Origin of the sequence: Streptococcus pseudopneumoniae (genome assembly GCF_038148935.1) — a bacterium.
GTDB lineage: Bacteria > Bacillota > Bacilli > Lactobacillales > Streptococcaceae > Streptococcus > Streptococcus pseudopneumoniae_U.
In genome coordinates this window covers 1-273 of sequence record NZ_JBBJZX010000256.1, presented here as the reverse complement: position 1 = coordinate 273, position 273 = coordinate 1, and the positions used below count along the sequence as shown (strand labels likewise).

1 protein-coding gene is annotated in these 273 nt (G+C 45.4%); it reads left to right on the top strand.

Features of this window, described 5'->3' with window-relative positions:
- Nucleotides 1-273: Ig-like domain-containing protein (locus WKI42_RS10870; protein WP_368081922.1), on the top strand; the 273-nt coding region annotated here is incomplete at both ends.

Genomic DNA, 273 nt, shown 5'->3' with positions numbered 1-273 from the left:
AGAGTTAACAGGCAAAGGGAATACGAATAGCCCAGTAACCGTGAGCGTAACAGCAGAGCCAGGCTCAACAGTTAAGTTATACGATAAAGATAACAATGAGCTAGGTGAAGGCACAGCAGGAGACAACGGAGTAGCAACAATAACAGTTACGAAGAATATCCCAGCAGGAAATGTGACAGCCAAAGCAACAGACGCATCAGGAAACGAATCAGACGCTTCAGCACCAAAAGAAGCAACCGATACAACAAAACCAAATGCGCCAGTGATTACGAC